The 15,806-nt window shown below is 63.4% G+C and carries 17 protein-coding genes; 8 read left to right on the top strand and 9 right to left on the bottom strand.

Features of this window, described 5'->3' with window-relative positions:
* Positions 1 to 4: 4 nt before the first annotated feature.
* Positions 5 to 1,066, top strand: coding sequence for a porin (locus O3298_RS19320; RefSeq protein ID WP_305053493.1), 1,062 nt, complete (start codon positions 5 to 7; stop codon positions 1,064 to 1,066).
* Here O3298_RS19320 and O3298_RS19315 read toward each other — a convergent pair.
* The 3 genes from O3298_RS19315 to O3298_RS19305 form a co-directional block, all read right to left on the bottom strand.
* A complete protein-coding gene (locus O3298_RS19315; protein WP_305060276.1) occupies positions 1,054 to 1,632 on the bottom strand; it encodes a DUF3617 domain-containing protein in 579 nt (192 codons plus the stop codon). The genes O3298_RS19320 and O3298_RS19315 overlap by 13 nt on opposite strands.
* Positions 1,633 to 1,699: 67 nt before the next feature.
* Positions 1,700 to 3,247, bottom strand: a complete 1,548-nt coding sequence (locus O3298_RS19310; RefSeq protein ID WP_289906470.1) for a TerC family protein — start codon at positions 3,245 to 3,247, stop codon at positions 1,700 to 1,702.
* An 82-nt stretch (positions 3,248 to 3,329) separates the two neighbouring features.
* Complete coding sequence (locus O3298_RS19305; RefSeq protein ID WP_289912006.1) at positions 3,330 to 3,605, bottom strand: hypothetical protein; 276 nt, start codon at positions 3,603 to 3,605, stop codon at positions 3,330 to 3,332.
* 282 nt (positions 3,606 to 3,887) lie between these two features.
* Here O3298_RS19305 and O3298_RS19300 point away from each other — a divergent pair, with 282 nt between their 5' ends.
* On the top strand, positions 3,888 to 6,731 hold the full coding sequence (locus tag O3298_RS19300; RefSeq protein ID WP_305060275.1) for a pitrilysin family protein: 2,844 nt from the start codon (positions 3,888 to 3,890) through the stop codon (positions 6,729 to 6,731).
* Between the two features lie 216 nt (positions 6,732 to 6,947).
* On the opposite strand, the gene O3298_RS19295 is transcribed toward O3298_RS19300, so the two are convergent.
* The 4 genes from O3298_RS19295 to O3298_RS19280 all read right to left on the bottom strand — a co-directional run bounded on the left by O3298_RS19295 (position 6,948) and on the right by O3298_RS19280 (position 9,218).
* Positions 6,948 to 7,586 carry an OmpA family protein gene (locus tag O3298_RS19295; RefSeq protein ID WP_099668175.1) on the bottom strand — a complete coding sequence of 213 codons (639 nt, stop codon included), beginning with the start codon at positions 7,584 to 7,586 and terminating at the stop codon, positions 6,948 to 6,950.
* Between the two features lie 214 nt (positions 7,587 to 7,800).
* The gene (locus tag O3298_RS19290) at positions 7,801 to 7,947 is read right to left on the bottom strand and encodes a lmo0937 family membrane protein (protein ID WP_010396376.1); all 147 of its coding nucleotides are present in this window, start codon (positions 7,945 to 7,947) and stop codon (positions 7,801 to 7,803) included.
* Between the two features lie 183 nt (positions 7,948 to 8,130).
* Complete coding sequence (locus O3298_RS19285; RefSeq protein WP_099664894.1) at positions 8,131 to 8,373, bottom strand: hypothetical protein; 243 nt, start codon at positions 8,371 to 8,373, stop codon at positions 8,131 to 8,133.
* A 164-nt stretch (positions 8,374 to 8,537) separates the two neighbouring features.
* A complete protein-coding gene (locus O3298_RS19280; RefSeq protein WP_305060274.1) occupies positions 8,538 to 9,218 on the bottom strand; it encodes a glycine zipper 2TM domain-containing protein in 681 nt (226 codons plus the stop codon).
* A 186-nt stretch (positions 9,219 to 9,404) separates the two neighbouring features.
* On the opposite strand from O3298_RS19280, the gene O3298_RS19275 reads away from it, so the two are divergent.
* Positions 9,405 to 10,181: a Crp/Fnr family transcriptional regulator gene (locus O3298_RS19275; RefSeq protein WP_099664892.1), complete on the top strand. Its 777-nt coding sequence runs from the start codon at positions 9,405 to 9,407 to the stop codon at positions 10,179 to 10,181.
* Positions 10,182 to 10,277: 96 nt separating this feature from the next.
* Here O3298_RS19275 and O3298_RS19270 read toward each other — a convergent pair whose 3' ends face one another.
* Together O3298_RS19270 and O3298_RS19265 are read right to left on the bottom strand one after the other, a co-directional pair.
* A complete protein-coding gene (locus O3298_RS19270; RefSeq protein WP_010396384.1) occupies positions 10,278 to 10,496 on the bottom strand; it encodes a glycine zipper 2TM domain-containing protein in 219 nt (72 codons plus the stop codon).
* Positions 10,497 to 10,673: 177 nt separating this feature from the next.
* On the bottom strand, positions 10,674 to 12,710 hold the full coding sequence (locus tag O3298_RS19265) for an AsmA family protein (RefSeq protein ID WP_305060273.1): 2,037 nt from the start codon (positions 12,708 to 12,710) through the stop codon (positions 10,674 to 10,676).
* Between the two features lie 253 nt (positions 12,711 to 12,963).
* On the opposite strand from O3298_RS19265, the gene O3298_RS19260 reads away from it, so the two are divergent.
* From O3298_RS19260 to O3298_RS19240, 5 genes are all read left to right on the top strand, one after another.
* Positions 12,964 to 13,368: a DUF4398 domain-containing protein gene (locus tag O3298_RS19260; RefSeq protein ID WP_305060272.1), complete on the top strand. Its 405-nt coding sequence runs from the start codon at positions 12,964 to 12,966 to the stop codon at positions 13,366 to 13,368.
* A 25-nt stretch (positions 13,369 to 13,393) separates the two neighbouring features.
* Positions 13,394 to 14,293: an OmpA family protein gene (locus tag O3298_RS19255; protein ID WP_099664889.1), complete on the top strand. Its 900-nt coding sequence runs from the start codon at positions 13,394 to 13,396 to the stop codon at positions 14,291 to 14,293.
* 192 nt (positions 14,294 to 14,485) lie between these two features.
* Positions 14,486 to 15,022, top strand: a complete 537-nt coding sequence (locus tag O3298_RS19250; protein WP_070224913.1) for a ferritin-like domain-containing protein — start codon at positions 14,486 to 14,488, stop codon at positions 15,020 to 15,022.
* A 58-nt stretch (positions 15,023 to 15,080) separates the two neighbouring features.
* The gene (locus O3298_RS19245) at positions 15,081 to 15,383 is read left to right on the top strand and encodes a YqjD family protein (RefSeq protein ID WP_035826246.1); all 303 of its coding nucleotides are present in this window, start codon (positions 15,081 to 15,083) and stop codon (positions 15,381 to 15,383) included.
* 18 nt (positions 15,384 to 15,401) lie between these two features.
* Positions 15,402 to 15,788 carry a phage holin family protein gene (locus O3298_RS19240; RefSeq protein ID WP_034758936.1) on the top strand — a complete coding sequence of 129 codons (387 nt, stop codon included), beginning with the start codon at positions 15,402 to 15,404 and terminating at the stop codon, positions 15,786 to 15,788.
* Positions 15,789 to 15,806 lie beyond the last annotated feature (18 nt).

Here is a 15,806-nt window from a genome sequence, read left to right as displayed (position 1 = left end):
GTGGATGCTTTTTGCACCGGCCCAGGCTGCCGATGGCGCAGGCAGTGCCGCATCCACTAACGTTGCCGTGTACGGCGTGCTTGACGCGGGCATCGTGGCCGAGCGGGGCTGCGCCGCCAATTGCGCCAACACCAAGGTATCCGGCGGCGTGGCGTCCGGTTCGCGCCTGGGCGTGCAGGGCCGCGAAGCGCTGGGTAATGACGTGTCCGCCGTATTTACCCTGGAAGCGGGCGTGCAGAACGACACGGGCCAGTCGGAAGAGGGCCGTTTGTTCGGCCGCCAGGCCTACGTGGGCCTCGACAGCCGCCTGGGCGCGCTGACCCTGGGGCGCCAGTACAATCCGCACTACCTGGCCCTGACCGACGTGGCCGACCCGTTCAAGGGCGGCATGGCCGGCAGCGCCGGCAACCTGGCCGGCTACAGCGTGAAACGCTACGACAATACCGTCAAGTACGTGACGCCCGCCTTGCGCGGCGTGACTGCCAGCGCCATCTACAGCTTTGGCGAGTCGCCGTACAGCAACGCCAGCAACCGCGCGTATGGCGCCACGCTCGGCTATTCGGCCGGCGCCGTGAATGTCAGCGTGTCGCACCAGCGCAAGAATAACCTCATCCTCGCTTCCGGCACCTTGCCCGCCATCGACATGTCGGCCCGCAACACCCTGATCGCGGCGAATGTCGACCTGAAAGTGGCCACCGTCTTTGCCGCCGTGGGCGTGAACAAGGGCTATGGCAGCTCGCCGTGGGACCCGAACAACGCCTACAGCGCGCTGGCCCTGTCGATGTCGTCGTCGGACAGCCGCGACACCTTGCTGGGCGTGTCCGTGCCCGTGGGAGGCTTCAAGCTGCTGGCGTCCTGGGTGCGCAAGGATGACCGCGACCTGGCCAACCGCGACGCCAGCCAGATGGCCGTCGGCCTCACGTATTCCCTGTCAAAGCGCAGCGATTTCTACGCGTCCTACGCGAAGATCCACAACAAGAACGGCGCCCGCTACACGGTGGGCAATGCCAGCGACAGCGGCCGCGGTGATGCAGCGTTCAACCTGGGTTTTCGTCACGGCTTTTGAGCTGCCGTCGTGGCCGGAGCAGGGCAGCTGGCGCCCAGCCACTTGCCGCTGCTCGTCACATTCACCTGTTCCGGCGCGCCGCGCGCGCTGGTCGTCACGGCCAGCTGCATGCTGAAAGCCTGGTCGCCCGTGAACATGACCTTGCCTTCGCCGCTCGATTTCGGGTTGGCGCAGTTGAACGATACCTGCATGCCGCCCGCGATGTCCGTGTTTTTCGACTTGCAATCGCCGGGCTGGCCCGTGGGAATCTGCTTGCGCGCCGCCATGTCCGGCGTCACGCACGCCGTCACGCGCACGGCGCCGTCGGCGCCCACGGTGGGCATGGCCATGCCGCGGCTGGCCGCCATGCTTTCCAGCTGCTTGCGTTGATCGGGAGGAAGGTTGCCCAGTTGTTGCAGCACCATGGACATGGCGTTGTCGGTGGCGGCGTCCGGCGACGCCATCTTGCTGTCGACTTGCCACAGGCCCGGCTTGATGGTGGGCGATGGCGCGGCGGCCTGGGCGCCGGCGTGGCTGCCTAAGGCGGCGCAAGCCAGCAGGGTCAGGCGTAGCAGGGATTTTTTCATCGTGGGGTCTCCGGTATGGGCAGACCCCAGCATACGGCATGGCAAGCGGGGCACGCTTGCCATTGTGTTACAAACTGTGATCGGGCTCGATGCGCCGCACGTCCACGCAGGCGATGCGGCGCTCGTCGGCTTCGACGATTTCATAACGCAAATCATCGAGTTCCAGCACTTCGCCCACGGCCGGCATGTTTTCGAAATGCGCCAGCAGGAAGCCGGCCAGCGAGTTGTATTCGCCATCTTCGCTGACCAGGGTTTCCGTCTCGAACACTTGCTCCAGGTAATGCAGGTCCGTCGCGCCATCGATGCGCCAGTGGCCGGGGCCCAGCACTTCCACGTCCGGCTGCTCGTCCTCGTCGGGGAATTCGCCGGCGATGGCTTCCAGGATGTCGATGGGCGTGAGCACGCCCTGCACGGTGCCGAACTCGTCGACCACCAGCACCAGCTGGCCGCGCGAGCGCTTTAACGTTTCCATGGCTTTCAGCACGCCGGCCGCTTCCGGCACGACGACGGCTTCGCGCATGCTGTCCGGGTCGATCTTGCCGCGCGACACCAGATCCTCGATCAGGTCCTTGCTGCGCGCGATGCCGACCACGTTGTCCAGGTCGTCATTGCAGACAGGAATCATGCTGTGCGGCGTTTCGCGCAGCAATTGCAGCATTTTCTCGCTGCTGTCGTTCAGGTTGACCCACGACACGTCGCCGCGCGGCGTCATGACGGAGCGGATCGAGCGTTCGGCCAGGGTCAGCACGCCGCTGACCATGTTGCGCTCTTCCACGCCGAAGGCGGAAACGTCGGGCAGTTCCTTGACTTCGTGCTCTTCCACGGCTTCGCGGCCCTTGCGTCCGCCCAGCAGGCTCAACACGGCTTGCGCCGTGCGGTCGCGCAGCGGGGCGTTCGACTGCAGCTTGAGGAAGTTGCGGCGCGCCAGCTGATTGAAGAATTCGATGACAATCGAGAAACCGATAGCGGCGTACAAATACCCTTTCGGAATGTGGAAGCCCAGGCCTTCGGCCACCAGCGACAGGCCGATCATCAGCAGGAAGCTCAGGCACAGCACGACGACGGTGGGGTGGGCGTTGACGAAGCGCGTCAGCACTTTCGACGCCAGCATCATGACGACGATGGAAATGACGACGGCCGCCATCATCACGTACAGGTTTTCCACCATGCCGACGGCCGTGATGACGGCGTCGAGCGAAAAGACGGCGTCGAGCACGACGATCTGCGCCACCACGAGGCCGAAGCCGGCGTAGACTTTCGGGCCCGTCTGGGCGTGCGTGACCCCTTCGAGGCGCTCGTGCAGCTCGCTGGTGGCCTTGAACAGCAGGAACAGGCCGCCGACGAGCAGGATCAGGTCGCGTCCCGAAAACGAGAATGTCAGTATGGAAAATAATGGCGTGGTCAGGGTGACCAGCCAGGAAATCAGCGAGAGCAGGCCCAGGCGCATGACGAGGGCCAGGGTCAGGCCCAGCACCCTGGCCTTGTCGCGCTGGTGCGGCGGCAATTTCTCGGCCAGGATGGCGATGAAAATCAGGTTGTCGATCCCCAGTACGATTTCCAGTACGACCAGCGTCAGCAGGCCGACCCAGATTGTCGGGTCAAATAACCATTCCATGTGTATAACCTTGTAAAGTCGATCAGTGTAAAGCGTGCCTGGTGGCTAAAGCCCCGGGCGCGTGGGTGCTGCATGCATGTCTTCAGGGGCGGACGCGCGGCGGCCGGGTGGCCAGCCGCACGTCCGCTTCGGCAAGTGCGCCCGGTCCCGCTTGCCAAATGATGGCGCAAAACGGCGCCCCCTGGCGCGAGCTCGGGTACAGCGTGATGGGGTCGTTGTCGCATTCTTCAGTATCGCAGCTGTCGCCAGGCAGGTCCGCATGGAGGCTGGCGTCAGCACAATCGATGTCGAAGGCGGGCGTGGCGGCAGCGCCGGCCGCGATTGCATGCTGGAATGGGGAAGGACTGGCGTAGGCCATGCTGGCGAACGCCTGGGGTAACGCGATGAAAACAAAAAGGCAGAGCAGGACGAGAGCTCGTCTCATATACAGGCAGATAGTTCTGGAACCATGGAGTATAACACGGGCACATAACAGCTCGATGACAGGACTTGCGTAAGTGATAAGTATGCCGTAAATTGCGAGAGCAATGATTTCCCTGGGCGGCGAAGACGCAGCGCGGGTCCATGGCAATTCTTGCGTTTGTATTCCATGGCGCCGCTTTTGCGCTTGTCTAAAACGTAGTGTTACCAGGACTCTGCCTTGAAACCCATTACCGCCCTCCTGCTTGCCGCCGGCATCCTCTCGCCTTCGTTCATCCTTGCCGCCACCCCGGTGGAAGCGGCGCCGACCCAGAAAGCCGGCAAAGCTGCGCCCAGCCGCGCCGCCGTCAAAGTCACGTCCGTCGAAGGCATCACGGAATACCGCCTGGCCAACGGCTTGCGCGTGCTGCTGTTCCCCGACGCCAGCAAGCCCACTTTGACCACCAACATCGTCTACCTGGTCGGTTCGCGCCATGAAAACTATGGCGAGACGGGCATGGCCCACTTGCTCGAGCACTTGCTGTTCAAGCCCAGCGCCAATTTCGGCGTCAAGAAGGGAACCAAGACCCCCGTCGAGATCCTGAACTCGACGGGCGCCCAGTTCAACGGCACCACCTGGTACGACCGCACCAATTACTACGCCACCTTCCCCGCCAACGACGACAACCTGCGCCAGATGCTGGCCATGGAAGCGGACCGCATGGTGAACGCGGCCATCGACCAGAACGACCTGTGGAATCCGAAGACGCAGAAGGGCGAAATGACCGTCGTGCGCAATGAGTTCGAAATGGGCGAAAGCGACCCGATCGGCGTGACGAGCGAACGCATCCAGGCCGTCGCCTACGACTGGCACAACTATGGCAAATCGACCATCGGCGCCCGTTCCGACATCGAACAGGTGAACATTCCCCGCCTGCGCGCGTTTTACCATAAATATTATCAGCCGGATAACGCCGTGCTGATGGTGGCGGGCCGCTTCGACGAAGCCAAGGTCTTGAAGCAGATCAATGAGCTGTTCGGCAAGATCCCGAAACCGACGCGCGTGATCGAGCCGACCTACACGGCCGAACCCGTGCAGGATGGCGAGCGCGCCGTGACGGTGCGCCGCAGCGGCGGCACGCAGTTCGTCGGCGCCGGCTACCACGTGGCGCCGTCCGGCAACCCGGACGCCGTCGCCATCGAGGTGCTGGGCCATGTGCTGACGGACGCGCCTGCCGGCCGCCTGCACAAGGCGCTGGTGGAAACCAAGCTGGCCAGCAAGATCGAATACAACTCCGTGAGCAACCTGGAGCCCGGTTACAACCTGTTCGGCGCGCTGGTGCCCGTCGATGGCAACCTTGATGCGGCGCAAGCTGCCATGCTGAAGGTGCTGGAAGACTTGAAATCGCAGCCGGTCACGGACGCGGAAGTGGCGCGCGTGAAACAGCAGCTGAATAAGCAGATCGAACTGGCCACCTCGAACACGGCGAGCCTGACGATCGCCCTGACGGAATCGCTGGCGGCCGGCGACTGGCGCCTGTTCTTCCTGCAGCGCGACCAGCTCGACAAGCTGACGACGGCGCAAGTGCAGGCGGCGGCCGAGAAATACCTGAAGAGCTCGAACCGCACCCTGGGCCGCTTCATCCCGACCGATGCGCCGGACCGCACCGTCGTGCCGGCCTACGCCGACGTGGCGCCGCAACTGGCCGGCTACACGGGCCGCGCCGTCGTGGCGCAGGGCGAGGCGTTCGACCCCAGCCCCGACAATATCGAAGCGCGCACCACGCGCTTCACCTTGCCGAACGGCTTGAAGGGCGCCTTGCTGCCGAAGAAAACCAAGGGCAGCACCGTCAGCGTCGTGTTGAAACTGCGGATCGGCAGCGAAGAGAGCTTGCGCGGCAAGGGGCAAGTGGGCAGTTACACGGCGAATCTGTTGTCGCGCGGCACGGACAAACTGTCGCGCCAGGAAGTGAAGGACAAGTTCGACCAGCTGGGCATGCAGGTTGCCATCACGGGCGGCGCCGAGGGCGTCACCGCCATGCTGACGGGCAAGCGCGAAAACTTGCCGGCTGCCATGGACTTGCTGGCGCAAGTGCTGCAAAAGCCGGCCTTGAACGAGACGGAATTCCTGGAATTGCAGCGCGAGCGCGTCGGCCGCGCGGAGCAGGAATTGCCTGAACCGCAACCGCTGGCCGTGAACGCCTTCCGCCGCCTGCTCGACGCCACGCCGGAAGGCCATGTGCGCCACGTGGCCACCTTGCCGGCCGAGCTGGCGCAATGGAAAGCCATCCAGGTGGCCGACGTGAAAGCCTTCCATGGCGCCTACTATGGCGCGTCGAACGCGACTTTCGCTGCCGTGGGCGACTTCGACCCGGCCGCGCTGAAGGCGCAAGTGGCCAGCCTGTACGGCAGCTGGAAGGCGCAGCAGCCGTATGTGCGCATTCTTGACACCGTCAAGCCCGTCAGCGGCGAGAAAGTCACATTGGAAACGCCGGACAAGGCGAACAGCGTGCTGTTCGCCATCCAGCCGATCCCCCTCAAGGATGATGCCGCCAGCTATCCCGCCTTGCTGATCGCCAATCACATGCTCGGCGGCGGCGCCTTGCGCAGCCGCCTGGCCGACCGCATCCGCCAGAAGGAAGGCCTGTCGTACGGCGTCGGCTCGCAAGTGAGCATTCCGTCGCGCGAACCGGCCGGTTACTGGATGGCGTATGCCATCAGTGCGCCGCAAAACACGGTCAAGGTGGAAGCGGCCCTGCGCGAGGAAATCGCCAAGGTGCTGGCCGACGGTTTCACGCAAGACGAATTGACGGAAGCGAAAAAGGGCTGGCTGCAATCGGAAGAAGTGGAGCGCACGCAGGATGCGGGCCTGGCGCGCGAACTGGCCGGCTATCTGGCGCAAGACCGCACCATGGCGTACAACAAGGACCTGGAAGCCAAAGTGGCCGCCTTGACCCTGGCGCAAGTGAACCAGGGCTTGCGCGACTACCTGAAGCCTTCGGCCGTGTCGATCGTGACGGCGGGCGACTTCGCCAAGGTGGCGAAAGAGGGTGAAAGCGGCGCCAAGGCAACGACGTCGAAATAAGCTGCTTCAAAATAAGCTGCCTTAAAAGGAAAAAACCCGTTGGCAAGTGACCTTGCCAGCGGGTTTTTTTACGATCTTGATTTTGATGTCAACATCCCGACACCGAACAAAACCGTAGCGAGCGGAAGGGAGAGGTGGCCGAGAAGCGCAACCGTACTAAAGTACGGTGAGCATCGCAAGCCGCCTATACCGACGCGCAGTAGGTTTGGTTCGGTGTTACCCCCGTGGCGCCATCTCGGCTACGTAGATTTCCACGCGGCGATTGCGTGCGCGTCCCGAGGCATCCGCATTCGAGGCGATCGGCTCGCGGGCGCCGCGGCCTTCCGTGACGACGCGGGTCGGCGAGACGCCGCGCATGGACAGGTAGTCGCGCGTGTGGGCCGCGCGTTCCACCGACAGCGGTTCATTGATGGAATCGCTGCCCGTGCTGTCCGTATGGCCGATGATGCTGACCGTCGTGTTCGGGTTTTCATTCAGGGTGGCGGCAAAGCGGTCGAGAATCGGGCGGAAGTTGCCCTTGATGTCGGCGCGGTTGGTGTCGAAGGAAATGTCGCTTGGAATTTCCATTTTCAGGCGGTTATCGGCCGTCTGCGACACTTGCACACCAGTACCCTGTGTCGCTTGTTCCATCGCGCGCTTCTGGTTTTCCATGCGGTTCGACCAGATATTGCCGACCACGGCGCCAGCTGCCGCACCCAGCAGGGCGCCGCCGGCCGTGCGGCCGCTGCTGCCGCCACCGGTGGTGCCGCCGATCAAGGCGCCCAGGCCCGCGCCGATGCCGGCGCCCGTGGCCGTGCCACGTTGCGTCGAGGACATGTCCGCGCAGCCGGTGGCGGCCAATGCGATCACCAGCATGCCGATCAGGGATTTGGCGCCAGGGCCTTTTTTGAATGTTTCTTTCATGGATTTTCTCCTTGTTTTGTTATGGGGACATACCCAAGACTACCCGTACACGTTACTGCAAAACGACGCCGCTTGCCAGTGCGCGCACACCGTACGAAAAATACGGCAAAAGGCGGCGCCCGTTTGCACGCGCGCCGCTCTTGTCAGACCCGGCCAAGGGCCTGGGCTATAAGCCGCGCCCGCTGATCAGGCGCAGCAGCACCATGATCACGGCGACCACCAGCAGGATGTGGATGAAGCCGCCAATGGTATAGGAAGTTACCAGGCCCAGCAGCCAAAGAATGATGAGTACGACGGCGATTGTATACAGCATGATGTGTCCTCCGAGAGTAATGTGTGGATGACGGCGACTGCCGTGGCCTTGCAGGCGCTGGCGCGTGGCGCCGTCATCGGTTCTTGTCATTGCGCGGCGACCGGGTCGCTGAACGCTGATGCCATGACTAAGTGTCTACTTTGTTTCCCATGCGTTCTGTACGCTGTCGTACACAAGGCTCAACTATCGGGGGCGGTCCGCGTGTTCGTCGGCCATGCCCGGCACCCACGCCAGCATGCCGGCCATGCCGACTGCGCCCGCCAGGCAGCTGACCATGCCGCCCGTGAGCAGCAGCATGACGCCGAATACGGGGCTGCCCGCCGGCGGCGCCAGGTCCAGCGCGCAAAAGCCCAGCGCGGTGGCCAGCAAGCCGCCGCCAATAAAGCCCAGCCAGATCCTGTTGCTGCCTGTCTTGTCGTCTTCCATGGCGTCTCCTTTGAAATTCCGTTGAACTTTCCTGAATGCATCATCTCGCAGGACGGCAAGCTCATCTGTACGCCAGCGAACATTGCCAAAAAGAAAACGCCCGGACTAGCCGGGCGTGTGTTTAATTTGCAACTAATCGCGGCAGCGGCGCCGCCGCGGTTCGCTTAGCCCATGGCGCGCAAGCCGCCGTTGACGACGCGCACGCGGTCGCCCTGGCGCCAGTTCGGCGCGGCGCTCTGGTGCACGGTGCGCGTCTTGCCGTTATCGAGGCGCACGACGATGTTGTAGCTGCGCGTGGCGCGCACGCTGCCTTCGATCTGGTTGCCGGCCACGGCGCCGCCAACGGCGCCCAGCACGGTGGCCAATTGCCTGCCGTGGCCGCCGCCCACCTGGTTGCCCAGCAAGCCGCCGACGACGGCGCCGCCGGCCGCACCCACGCCGCTGCCTTCGGCGCGCGTATTGACTTCATGGATGGCTTCGATCACGCCGCAATTGGCGCACACCTGCGGCGCCGGGGCGGCCGCGTATTGCGGCTGCGGCTGCGGCTGGCGCACGGGTTGCTGCTGTGGCTGCTGCTGCTGCTGCTGCTGCTGCTGCTGCTGCTGCTGCTGCGGTGGCAGGGCGGCCAGCGGCAAGGCGCCGGCAGGCTGCAGGTTCGCTGGCGGCTGGTTCGCCTGCAGGTTGGCCATCTGCTCGGCCGAGGTGCTGGCCGCCAGCGGCTGGGTATCGCCCTGGGAGGAGGGCAACCAGCCCATCAGGGCAGCCGTGCCCACGCCGCAAAACAGCAGGACGGCGACGGCGGCGGCAAGCACCAGCGGATGGAGGGATTTGGTGGTGGTAGTCATGGAAGGCTCCTTGGTTTTTTTAAAATAGTAAAAAGGGTAGTGCGTGTTCTGCGTGTTATGTGCGTCTGTTGCCAGTGTGCTGTGCCGCTTGCTTCGCTTCCGTGCGTCACCGTACATACAGGGCCGGTACTGCACCGTAGGCTAGGTAAAAATTATGTCGAGTTGTAACGACGCCGAGGAAAAGCAATGCCACCAACGACTGCCAGCATGACCCTGCCCCGCGATGCAGGCCGATCCGGCCTGGGTTCGCCCGTGGGTGCGCCAGACGCCGGCAACCGCTTGCTGGCCAGCCTGCCCGAGCACGACTTGCGGCACCTGACGGCGCTGTTCGATACCGTCACGGTCGAGGTGGGCGAGGTGCTGTACGAACCGGGCCAGCCTATCGGCCACATCTATTTCCCCGGCGATTGCCTGATCTCGCTGCTGGCCGTGGCGGAAGGGCGGATGACCCTGGAAGTGGGCTCCGTCGGTCGCGAAGGCGTGCTGGGCGCGTCCGTCGCGCTCGGTCATGATCTGGCGCAAGTACGTGCCGTGGTGCAACGTTCCGGTACGGCCAGCCGCATCGCGCGCGCGGAGTTCTGCGCCGAGTTCGCCCAGCTCGAATCCCTGCAGCGTTTGCTGTACCGCTACACGGACACCTTGCTGGCGCAAGCCATCCAGATTGCCGTGTGCAGCCGCTTCCACGTGCTCGAGGCGCGCCTGGCCCGTTCGCTGCTGATCACGCGCGACCGCCTGCAGTCGGAAAAATTTCACCTCACGCATGAATTTCTTGCCCACACCCTGGGCGTGCGGCGGGTCGGCGTGACCAAGGCGGCCAGCGCGCTGCAACAGCAAAAACTCATCACCTACAGCCGCGGCAATATCGAGATCCTCGATTCGGCGGGCCTGGAAGCCGTTTCCTGCCGCTGCTACGAGCTGGTCAAGGATAGCGGCGCCATCGGCATGGCCAACGTCTTCGTCTAATTTCCTTAGGGCAACTTTTCAATTTCATCAACGGAAGCCGGACGCAAAAAAGCGGGGCGGGCGCCTGGGCACCCACCCCGCTTTTTTGATCAACGATTACTTCGGCTTGACCTGGTTGCCGATCACGCCGCCGACGGCGGCGCCGCCGACTGCGCCGACAGCGCTGCCGCCCGTCAGCACGGAGCCGGCAACGGCGCCGATGCCGGCGCCGATGGCCGTGTTCTTATCCTGGCCGGACATGTTGGCGCAAGCCGTCAGGCTCAGCAGCAGGGCGGCAACGGAAGTGGTGGCGGCGATTTTTTTAATGATTTGCATGATAGTTCTCCTATGAATTCGGACCTCGTGGCGCCGGCATGGTATGGGCCGGTGGGATTTCGTATCGCCACGTCTTGGGTGTTTCAGGCACGATCACAGAATAGATTTGCGGCAAGGCAGGGTCTGTTCGGCAACGCACATAGGGGTGTAACAATTGTAAAAGCACACACGCCGCGCTTAACGGGCCTTGCGCACGGGCTTGCCCGGCTTGGGCGCCACCGGTTTCACGCGCGCCTGGGCCAGCAAGGCCGCGCATTCGCTATCCTCGACGGGGCCGGTGTTGACCAGCGGCAGCAGCGCCGCCACGGGCGCCACCACGGCCAGCGCCAGGGCGCCGCCAGCGCGCAGGGCCAGCACGCCCTTGTCGACGCTCACGTCGGGCTTGCTGAAAGTGCCATGCACATACAGGGGCGAGCGCAGCGAAAAGATGCGTAAGCCCTTGCTGTCCGGCCGCAGGGTGAGGTCCAGCCGTTCATCGGCCAGGTTCACCGTGCCATCGATATGCAGGATGGCGTCATCCGTGTCGACGATGAACTGGCGCGTGCGCATCAGCCCCTTGCTGACGGCGAAGTCGGCCGCCATGCAGTTCAGCTTGACCTGCTTGTCGCCTGCCAGCTTGGCCAGCACGATACTGCCGATATTCAAGCCCATTTCTTCCAGCAGCAGCTTGCTGATGCTACCCCGGTTGATCAGCGCGCGCACTTCGCCGTTCGAGCTGCCCAGCAGGGTGGCGACGGAATTGCCCGTGGCCGACAGCGACGCATCGCCATTGATTTCGCCCACGCTCGCTTGCAGGGCCGGCAGGCGGGGGAACAGTTGCTGGATGTGCAGATGGCGGGCGCTGGCCTTGAGTTCGGCCGCGATGCCGTTGGCGATGACCTTGCCGCTGCCGTCGAGCTTGATCTGCGACGTCAGGGTGCCGCCCGCCACGTTGAAGTTGAGCGGCGTCAAGGACAGCACGCCATCCGTCAGCACGACATGCGTGTCGAGCTTGCTGATCGGCAACTCGGCATCGCGCGTGATCTTCTCGGCCGTGTAGCGCACGTCGGCGTCCAGGCTGGTCCAGCGCTCCGTCTTGAAGGTTTCCACCGGCAAGACCCGGCCGGCCGGCTGCGTCGATGGCACGCCCCGTTCCTTCTTGCTGGCGCTAGAATCGGCGCCCACCAGCGGACCCAGGTCGGAAAATTGCAGCAGGCGCGAGTGGACTTCACCCGTCAGGCGCTTGCGCGGCGTGCTGGCGGAAAAGGCCAGCTTGCCGCTGATGTCGCTCGATCCCACCTTGCCGCTGAACTGGTCGTACACCCATTCGCCGCCGCGCGGCGCCAGGGTGCCCGTCAAATGGCCTTCCGTGCTGAAGTGCGGCGTTTCCGGCAGCAGCACGCCCGTCAACGGATACAGGCGCGCCATGCTGGGTCCGGATAGCTTCAGGCGCACGTCGAGCGCGGCCAAGTCCGTCGGGCGGGTCAGTGTGCCTTCGATGGCCACGCTGCTGCCGCTGGCGCGCATGTCGGCCTGGATGGGGAAAGGCGTGCCTTGCCGCTGCAGCGACAGCACGCCGCCCGCCTTGCCGCCGCCCTTGACGGTTTCGCCGCGGTAGGTGCCGGACAGTGTCCACGCGATGCCGTAGCGCGCATCGTCCGCGATGGTGTCGACATCGGCGCGCATCGCCGTCTTGCTGACGCCATCGTCCAAGGTCACGGTGCCCTTGCTGAAGACCACGCTTTGCAATTCCAGCTGCCATGGCGATGGCTGGTCCTGCTTGTCGAAGGTCCAGTTGTTCTTGCCGTCCTTGCTGCGCAGCAAGCGCACTTGCGGCATGTCAAAGCGCAATTGCGGGATGATGATTTTCTTGTCCAGCAGGGCCAGCGGATTGAGCGAGAACGCCAGCTGGCTCACGGTGGCCAGTTGCGCCTTCTCACCCGTGTCCGCCATGGCGCTCGGGTTGCCCAGGCGCACGTCCTTTGCCTGCAGGTGCGGCCAGGGCAGATAGTCGCGCCAGGTTTTTTGCCCCGTGGTGGCTGGCTGCTGCCACGTCAGCGCCAGGTCGCCCTCGATGGCGAACGGCCGCCCGAGCGCGTCGCTGGCGCGCGCATTGAGCCAGGGCTTGGCGCGGTTCCAATCCATGTTCAGCAGGACGACGGCGGCCGTGACGGGCAGGGCGATCAGCACGGCGGTACTGGCGAGGGCGATTTTTTGACGGCGGGAGAGCGGCATGAGCTGATTCTTTCTGGACAAGTAGTCACGATGCTACAGGAATCGCTCCAAAGCCGGGCCTGTTTCAGGTTTTGCTGGCGGACACGTGCGCTGGCGCACGTTGCCCATGCAAGTATTGTCGATTTCCTACCCTATGTGCGGCACCGAACGGATATGCGGGGATGCGGGGCCTATAACGTCATACATCAAACGCAGTTCCTGATTCGTTCCATGTATGACTTATATCGTTACCTCACTCTCCAGGAGAAGAAAAATGACAAACCGAGATTCCATCAAAACCCCCTTGACCGCCTTGGCTGCCTGTATCACCGCCGTCGTCCTGATGACGGGCTGTTCCAGCCTGAAAACGCCCGCCACGGCCGATGTCGCCGTGTCGCGCGCCGCCGTCGATAACGCCGCCAGCGCCGGCGCCGCCGACCTGGCTCCCGATGAAATGCGTTCGGCCCGCGAAAAAATGCGCATGGCTAACCAGGCCTTGAAAGACCGCGACTACAAGACGGCGCGCGACCTGGCCGACCAGGCGCAAGCGGACGCCAAGCTGGCGCAAAGCAAGGCCAACTCGGCCAAGGCGACATCGGCCGCCGATGAAATCAACGAGAACATCCGCGTCATGCGCGAAGAGCTCGACCGCGCCAATCAGCAAGCCCCAAAACAATAAGCAACAACAATAACAGGAACCCATCATGAAAAAAGCTACCTACACCACCATTCCCGGCCTGCTGGCCATGGCCGCCCTGGTTGCCGCCTGCAGCTCCGCACCGACCACCACCAGCCTGCTCGACCAGACGCGCGGCGACTACATGGCGGCGCAATCGAATCCGATCGTGTCGACCTATGCGCCACGCGAATTCCGCGAAGCGAGCGCGGCCCTGGAAGCGGCGAACGCGGCCGCCACGCGCCAGGAAGACAGCGAAAAAGTCGACAAGCTGGCCTACCTGGCCAAGCAAAAGATAGCCACGGCGCAAGAAGTTGCCAAGCAAAAGGCAGCGGAAGCCGATATCGCCAACGCCGGCAAGCAGCGCGACCAGTTGCGCCTCGATGCGCGCACGCAGCAGGCTGACCAGGCCACGGCCCGCGCCCAGTCGGCGCAAGCGGATGCGGAAGCGGCCAAGGCCCAGGCACAAGCGGCTGAAGCGTCGGCCCGCGATGCGCAAGCCCGCGCCGCCGGTCTGGAAGCGCAGCTGGCCGACCTGGCAGCCAAGAAAACGGAACGGGGCATGGTCATCACCCTGGGCGACGTGCTGTTTGGCACGGACAAGGCGAACTTGACGGCCGATGGCGCGAATACGGCGCGCAAGCTGGCCGACGTGCTGAAAAACAACCCGCAACGCACCGTGCTGATCGAAGGCTTTACGGATAGCACGGGCGGTTCCGCGCACAACCTGGAATTGTCGCAACGCCGCGCCGAGTCCGTGCGCAATGCGCTGCTGGAGCAAGGCATCAGCCGCGACCGCATCGCCACGAAAGGCTATGGCGCCGCTTACCCGGCCGCCGGCAACGATACGGCGGCGAACCGCCAGCTGAATCGCCGGGTGGAAATTGTCCTGTCTGAGGACAACACGGCCATTCCCGCCCGCCGCTAAAACACCAGGCCAAACCTGCTGCGCGTCGCGACTTGCGGCCTCCGATGCTCACTGTGCTATAGCACAGCTCCGCTTCTCGGCCACAATTCACTGCCGCTCGCTACGGTTTTGCCAGGTGTTTGATTTGTTAGTAGGCAGCACCGGCTGAACCTTGGCCGGTGGATACCCATGCAAGACTTGAAAGGAAACATCATGACCCAAACATCTGTTGAGATTCCAGCTGGCATCGATACGGCCGCCATCCGCGCCGCCGCGAAAAACCTGGACGATGGCGCCGTGACGGCCGGCTATCAGGGCGACCGCCAGGAGTTGATCACCCTGTTGAATGGGGCGCTGGCCACCGAACTGGTGTGTATTGCGCGCTATAAACGCCATTACTACACGGTGAGCGGACGCGACAACGGCACCATCAAGGCCGAGTTCCTGGAACATGCGCAGCAGGAGCAGGAACACGCCGACTGGCTGGCCGAGCGCATCGTGCAATTGAATGGCAAGCCAGATTTTAATCCTGCAACATTGCTTGCGCGTAGCCATGCCGAGTATGATGACTCCGAAGACGTGCAAAGCATGGTGCGTGCCAATCTGATCGCGGAACGGGTGGCGATCGAGTCGTATCGCCAGATGATCGTGAAAATCGGCGACAAAGACCCGACCACACGCCATTTGTTGATCAAAATCATGGCTGTCGAGGAAGAGCACGCCGATGATATGCGCGATCTAATGGAATAGTGTTTTTGAGTAAAGTAGGTATAGTAACTACATTCATCCACAGCTAAGGAGCTAAACCATGTTGGAAAACAATATCACCACCGTCAATAACGATGTCAAAACCCTGGTCAAGGACGCCCAGGCCCTGTTCAGCGCCGCTGCCGCCCTGACCGGCGAAAAAGCCGATGAAGTGCGCGTCAAGGGCATGAAAACCCTGGATGCTGCGCTGGCCAAAGCGCATGAAGCGCAAGCGTCGGCCATCGTTGCCACCAAGCAGATGGCTGCCCAGGCAGACGGTTATGTCAAGGAAAACCCATGGCGGACCGTGGCCGTCGCCGCTGGCGTCGGTGTGCTGGTTGGCTTCATCCTGGGCCGCAAGTAATCCACTGTCAGGAGCGATATGGACAAGTCTGCTTCGTCTCACCAGGGGCCGGGATTGATCGGCTCGGTCGCCGGCCTGGCCAAAAACGCCGTCGGACTGATGTTGTCGCGGCTGGAGCTGGCCACCATCGAACTGTCGGAAGTACGCAATCACATGCTGCAGCTGATTGTCATTTTCGCGTTGGCGACCGTGGCGGGCTTGTTTGCCATCGCTTACGGCAGCGTGCTGATCGTCTTCCTGGCCTGGGATAGCCTGGGCTGGAAGATCCTGGCGATCATGACGGTCGTGTTCGTACTGCTGGCGATCGCCCTGGTCATGTATGCGCGCGCCATGTTGCGTCAAGGAAAGCTGTCCATGCCGGCCACCATGGCGGAATTGAAGGCCGACCGCGACATGCTGATGTAAGCGGCCTTACGAGGAGAA

Origin of the sequence: Janthinobacterium sp. SUN137 (genome assembly GCF_030587265.1) — a bacterium.
GTDB classification, from domain to species: Bacteria; Pseudomonadota; Gammaproteobacteria; order Burkholderiales; family Burkholderiaceae_D; genus Janthinobacterium; species Janthinobacterium kumbetense.
The sequence above is the reverse complement of the archived record's forward strand: the minus strand, read 5'-3'. Positions and strand labels throughout refer to the sequence as shown.

Bases quoted from the DNA above. Each gene is read 5' to 3' on its own strand.
- O3298_RS19240 (WP_034758936.1), top strand. From the start codon at position 15,402: ATGGACAAGTCTGCTTCGTCTCACCAGGGGCCGGGATTGATCGGCTCG.
- O3298_RS19320 (WP_305053493.1), top strand. From the start codon at position 5: ATGCTTTTTGCACCGGCCCAGGCTGCCGATGGCGCAGGCAGTGCCGCA.
- O3298_RS19290 (WP_010396376.1), bottom strand. From the start codon at position 7,947: ATGCTGTATACAATCGCCGTCGTACTCATCATTCTTTGGCTGCTGGGC.
- O3298_RS19275 (WP_099664892.1), top strand. From the start codon at position 9,405: ATGCCACCAACGACTGCCAGCATGACCCTGCCCCGCGATGCAGGCCGA.
- O3298_RS19260 (WP_305060272.1), top strand. From the start codon at position 12,964: ATGACAAACCGAGATTCCATCAAAACCCCCTTGACCGCCTTGGCTGCC.
- O3298_RS19270 (WP_010396384.1), bottom strand. From the start codon at position 10,496: ATGCAAATCATTAAAAAAATCGCCGCCACCACTTCCGTTGCCGCCCTG.
- O3298_RS19255 (WP_099664889.1), top strand. From the start codon at position 13,394: ATGAAAAAAGCTACCTACACCACCATTCCCGGCCTGCTGGCCATGGCC.
- O3298_RS19245 (WP_035826246.1), top strand. From the start codon at position 15,081: ATGTTGGAAAACAATATCACCACCGTCAATAACGATGTCAAAACCCTG.
- O3298_RS19295 (WP_099668175.1), bottom strand. From the start codon at position 7,586: ATGCTGGTGATCGCATTGGCCGCCACCGGCTGCGCGGACATGTCCTCG.
- O3298_RS19315 (WP_305060276.1), bottom strand. From the start codon at position 1,632: ATGAAAAAATCCCTGCTACGCCTGACCCTGCTGGCTTGCGCCGCCTTA.
- O3298_RS19305 (WP_289912006.1), bottom strand. From the start codon at position 3,605: ATGGCCTACGCCAGTCCTTCCCCATTCCAGCATGCAATCGCGGCCGGC.
- O3298_RS19280 (WP_305060274.1), bottom strand. From the start codon at position 9,218: ATGACTACCACCACCAAATCCCTCCATCCGCTGGTGCTTGCCGCCGCC.
- O3298_RS19250 (WP_070224913.1), top strand. From the start codon at position 14,486: ATGACCCAAACATCTGTTGAGATTCCAGCTGGCATCGATACGGCCGCC.
- O3298_RS19310 (WP_289906470.1), bottom strand. From the start codon at position 3,247: ATGGAATGGTTATTTGACCCGACAATCTGGGTCGGCCTGCTGACGCTG.
- O3298_RS19285 (WP_099664894.1), bottom strand. From the start codon at position 8,373: ATGGAAGACGACAAGACAGGCAGCAACAGGATCTGGCTGGGCTTTATT.
- O3298_RS19265 (WP_305060273.1), bottom strand. From the start codon at position 12,710: ATGCCGCTCTCCCGCCGTCAAAAAATCGCCCTCGCCAGTACCGCCGTG.